This window comes from Candidatus Methanoperedens nitratireducens, from assembly GCF_900196725.1.
In the GTDB taxonomy this organism is placed as follows: domain Archaea; phylum Halobacteriota; class Methanosarcinia; order Methanosarcinales; family Methanoperedenaceae; genus Methanoperedens; species Methanoperedens nitroreducens_A.
The window spans coordinates 1-4,509 of record NZ_FZMP01000161.1; the positions used below are offsets into that span (position 1 = coordinate 1).

The window sequence follows — 4,509 nt, forward strand, 5'->3', positions numbered from 1 at the left end:
ACTTCAACGGCTCTTGCAGCGATATTGATGGCTGCTATGTGGTCAGCATTGCCAGAGAAGCCACACTGAACACATTTGAAATTATCCCTATTCGATCTGTTTCCTCTTTCGTTATGATTACATACAGGACAGATATGAGATGTTCCCCTCGGATTAACGAGTACAACAGGCACACCCACAAGGATAGCCTTGTATTCAATGAAACTTCTCAACTGAAAGAATGCCCAGGAATGAATGCGGCTTCTCTGAGTCCTTCTTACCGTTACAGACTTGCGAATACCCTTGAGGTCTTCAAGAGCTATCGCCTGTCTTGTGTCTTTGGCTTTAGCCACGATCTTCCTGGAAATTATATGATTAATGTCACGATGAAATCTACTTTCCCTGCCGGAGAGCTTCTTAAGATGCCTCTTAGATGATTTCGTTCCTGTTTTTTGAAGGTTAGCCTTGAGTACAGCGTTCTTTTCCCTGACAGTATCAATCTGCTTTCCACTGAAAGATTCACCGTCATTATCAGTGGCAAGATTAACTATACCCAAATCAATACCGAGAGTACCAACTGCATCGAATTTAGAAGCTTCAGGAACTTCAACAACAACTGCGAGATAGAATATATCATCACGGAGGATTAGGTCAGCCTGTCCTCTGATTCTATCCAGTCTAACTCGTTGATACTCACCAATGCGAATAGGAATAGTCTGCCTTCCGCCTATCGTCAGGATAGAGACAGCTTCGAGTTTACGCCAAGAAAGTATCCTCTGGTCATAGACAATAGCACCAATTGGTTTAAATTCCGGCTTAATGGTTTTATTTCGTTTATATGCTTCAGATACTTTAGCAATCGCTCTAATGGTCAATTGTGCGGAGAGTTTGAACTTATCTCGAACTTCATAATATATAATTTTCTGAAGCTCCATTTTATTAGCCGTCTTTCTCTCAAAAGCAATATTAGCGATGTAGTTACAAGCTTCGTTAAACTGATGCATTGTTTCAAGAAGAGATGCATGCTGTTCTTTGGATGTATCAAGTTTAATCATAAGCGTTTGTAACATAGTATTGAATATATCGTTCAATGTATATACAGTTTACTATCACTTTAAGGCGGGGTACGCTTCCTCCCCGCAATGAAGTATGGGGCATCCGCTACCCCCTGCACCCCCATTATCGTGAATGCATTCACCAAGATCGGAAATAAACGAATCAATGGTATCCTCAGTAAGATGCGGCATTATTATCAATCTCATGGCTTTTGGGTTTCGCGTTAAAGAAGTAACCCAGCCCCTGGAACGCAATTTTTTCCTGACGTCATCAAGATCAGGTACGTCAAGCGCTACGATGTTCATTGCAGGCTCGATCAGCGGGTCAATTCCCAGGTCACAGGCGCCCTCTACAAGCCTGCCGGTCATTTTCATACATCTTTTCACAATTTCTTTGTATCCTTCTGTTCCAAGATGCGTCATAACGGCATATGCAGCCGCAACTGCTGCCCCGCTTCGTGTGCCAACCAGGGAATGCTGCTTCCTGATCGTCAGGTAGGGCGTGTCGATCTCCAGTGGAAGAAGACAGGCCTCTTCCCTGAACAGGAGACCTCCTGCCGGAATAGTGGACATGCCCATTTTATGGGGATCTGCTGTTATTGATGTAACTCCTTTCACTGAAAAATCAAAATCATATTTTTTATCAAGAAAAGGTATGACATATCCTCCAAAAGCTGCGTCCACATGCAAGAACAGGTTATTTGATAACGCAAGTTTGGCCAGCCTGTCTATCGGATCGATCTGGCCGAATTCTGTTGAGCCTGCAATACCAACAAGAGCAATGGTGTTGCTATCGATAAGGTCTGAAACTGAGTCCATATCCACCTTGAATTCCGTATCAAGCGAAGCTTTTCTTATCTCTATTCCAAGGAGATCCGCTATCTTATCGAAAGAGAAATGGGCTGAAAATGGAACGATCATGTTCGGACGCTTCTTTTTGCTCATGTTCCTGGCAGTCCTCAACGCCTGGATATTGGATTCCGTGCCCCCTGTCGTAATGTAACCGCATGCATTACCATCACCGAGCATGTATCCCATCATCTTTATTACTTTATCTTCAAGTTCCTTTGTCCCCTGGAATAAACCAAAGTCCCCCATATTTGATGCAATGAATTGCATGTGGGCTTTTACAGCTATGGGGTGGGGTTGTGTGCACATGGCACTCATGACCTTATCATAGGAAGTGTCTTTTTGCATAGCGTTTTTAAGCCGGGATAGTACTTCCTTTTCAGAGTGCCCTTTCAGGTTCATGTCCTAAACTCCCGAATACTTGCTTATAAAAGTTTGTTTATTGTATAGGATTAGAGGAGCCAAAAAGGTCTGGATGGAATCCATGATGATGGTTTGTAACTGCTCCTCTATATTTTCAGATATGCCAGATGAGATATAAATAAGCCGACATTTTTAAGGGTTATTTTTCAGTTTCTAAGCTATAACACGGTCTTTTTTAGTTTAAAATAGTTCATAGCATATTGAATAACAATAAAAACCTCAAAAAATGCTTATTCTCATGAACTTTCGATGAACTCGTAGAACTTATCCCAGTCAAGGACTGTGGAAACACATCCTGCCTTCTCAAGAACGATACCAACACCAAAAAGATCGATTTTCTCGCACATTTCAATCCCGGCTTTTATTTCGGTCATACACCCAACCCCCAGTATTGCCTCCGGCTTGTGTTTTCGTACTAGCCGCCTGATAAAACTTGAACCTGGTACAATAAAAACCTTATAACCAAGCATTTCTGCGCTTTTCTTGGCCTGTCCTATCTCGCATGCACCGCAATTTTCGCACTGCATGCCTTCGGGACTGAGCTTGGATGGGCAGGTGATGGCTCTTAAGCATTGTGGAAAAAATATCAGTCGTTTATTGATCGGCGTGTCCCTGAATTTTCGCAGAGATATCTTGTTCTTAAGTGCAATACCCACATCATCTACAATGGAATCATCCATTTTGATAAGCCTGAATAAAGCCTTGACCAGGTTTTCAAGAAGAGTGATAGAGAAAAGCATAAATCCCGGAAAAATAAACTTCTCGGTCTTAAATGAATAAGCAATAAGCAGTGAACCCATAATTGCTATTATCAATAAAAAAGCCGCAAAGTATACTACAGCTTCGCCGATTATTGTGAATAAAGGTTCAATTTCTATTGCCATCAAATTTCAAGAATAGTATTTATTTCTTCAAGGGCTTTCGCATAAACCCCATTTTTCCTTAGATACGCAGCAAGCTTAAGGGGACGGTTGCCGCCCGGGTGGTATGTGATAACTGCTGACGGTGCGCATTGTTTTGTCATACCGATAAGACCGTTCACATCCATGTGGTCGCTGATATTGATAGTAGGAAATTTAATATCCTTTCGTCCTGTCAGTATGAATTTCGTTGCGCAGGTGAGGCCGGAAATTTCACCGGGTGTAGTTATTTTAATACCGCAATTGCTATCAAGATCAACAAGCTGCCCCGCATTTTTCATTAATCCGTCAGTAAGAGCATGAGATACCGGATCCATACCGATCTTTCCCGAATAACCGGATTCACGAATCAGTTTGACTGCACGCTGAGCCTTCCCGAATGCATAAGCGCCAAAAGCAATATCATTGGGCATTTCTTCCAGGGATTCCCTGAATGCACCCAGATCATCTTCGAAATGACATTTCGGGTCATTAGGGTCTCCATAATTTGCTTCAGTGACAAGACAATCGCAGTCTGGCAGGTCTCTTGAGTCTTTGACGTCACCTGTGACCATGATCCTTGTACCCACATCATTTTTCCAGTAAAAAGCACATGAACCTATTGTATGATGTGTAGGATATGTTTTTACTTCAACGCCGGCAATGTCAATACTGTCACCGATCCTGAATGTTCTTCCTGCATATTTTTTCCCGTAAAGGATTTCAAGTGCCTGTGCAGTTTCCTGCGAACAGACAGCATTCTTCGAGAGCATTGCAGACCTGCCATGATGGTCTGAATGTGCATGGGTTATAAGGTATGCATCAGGCTGGTGGAAACGGGAGTTCGTAGTATCCACGGAAAAAGTCAACCGTTTCCCTGCATTGAAAACAAGTGAAATATGGGGTTTGAATCCCTTATCTGTCCTGTGCCTGATCGGCAGCACACCAAGGTCAAATAAAGGTTTCAATCAAACCACGCTATTTTAAGGCTGCGTTTAAATCCGATTCAAGAACATTCGCGCGGGTTACGCCGGTATATCGCTTGAATACGGCTCCATCTTTTTCTATTACCAGTGTAGGGATTGCATGCACTGTGAATTTAGCGGCCAATTCATTATTGTTGTCAACGTCAATTTTCTTGAATTCCACTTTATCCCCGAATTTTTTCTTAAGCTCTTCGATGATCGGATCCTGCATCTTGCAGGGACCGCACCATTCTGCAAAAAAATCCATTAGAACAACTTTACTCATTTGATTTCCTCCTCTTGAAGCAGATGTTGCACGATTTGCATTTTTCCTTAATC

At 42.4% G+C, this 4,509-nt stretch carries 5 protein-coding genes; all 5 read right to left on the bottom strand.

Going from position 1 to position 4,509, the window contains the following annotated elements; all coding sequences use genetic code 11:
• A partial coding sequence (locus tag MNV_RS10375; protein ID WP_257000026.1) for an RNA-guided endonuclease InsQ/TnpB family protein occupies positions 1 to 1,034 on the bottom strand: 1,034 nt, incomplete at its 3' end.
• Positions 1,035 to 1,088: 54 nt separating this feature from the next.
• Complete coding sequence (gene mfnA, locus MNV_RS10380; protein ID WP_096205822.1) at positions 1,089 to 2,285, bottom strand: tyrosine decarboxylase MfnA; 1,197 nt, start codon at positions 2,283 to 2,285, stop codon at positions 1,089 to 1,091.
• 257 nt (positions 2,286 to 2,542) lie between these two features.
• A complete protein-coding gene (locus MNV_RS10385; protein ID WP_096205824.1) occupies positions 2,543 to 3,190 on the bottom strand; it encodes a DUF116 domain-containing protein in 648 nt (215 codons plus the stop codon).
• The gene (locus MNV_RS10390; RefSeq protein WP_096205826.1) at positions 3,190 to 4,173 is read right to left on the bottom strand and encodes an MBL fold metallo-hydrolase; all 984 of its coding nucleotides are present in this window, start codon (positions 4,171 to 4,173) and stop codon (positions 3,190 to 3,192) included. Before MNV_RS10390 ends, MNV_RS10385 begins: the two co-directional genes overlap by 1 nt.
• A 10-nt stretch (positions 4,174 to 4,183) precedes the next feature.
• Positions 4,184 to 4,509: thioredoxin (gene trxA, locus MNV_RS10395; protein ID WP_306453638.1), on the bottom strand; the 326-nt coding region annotated here is incomplete at its 5' end.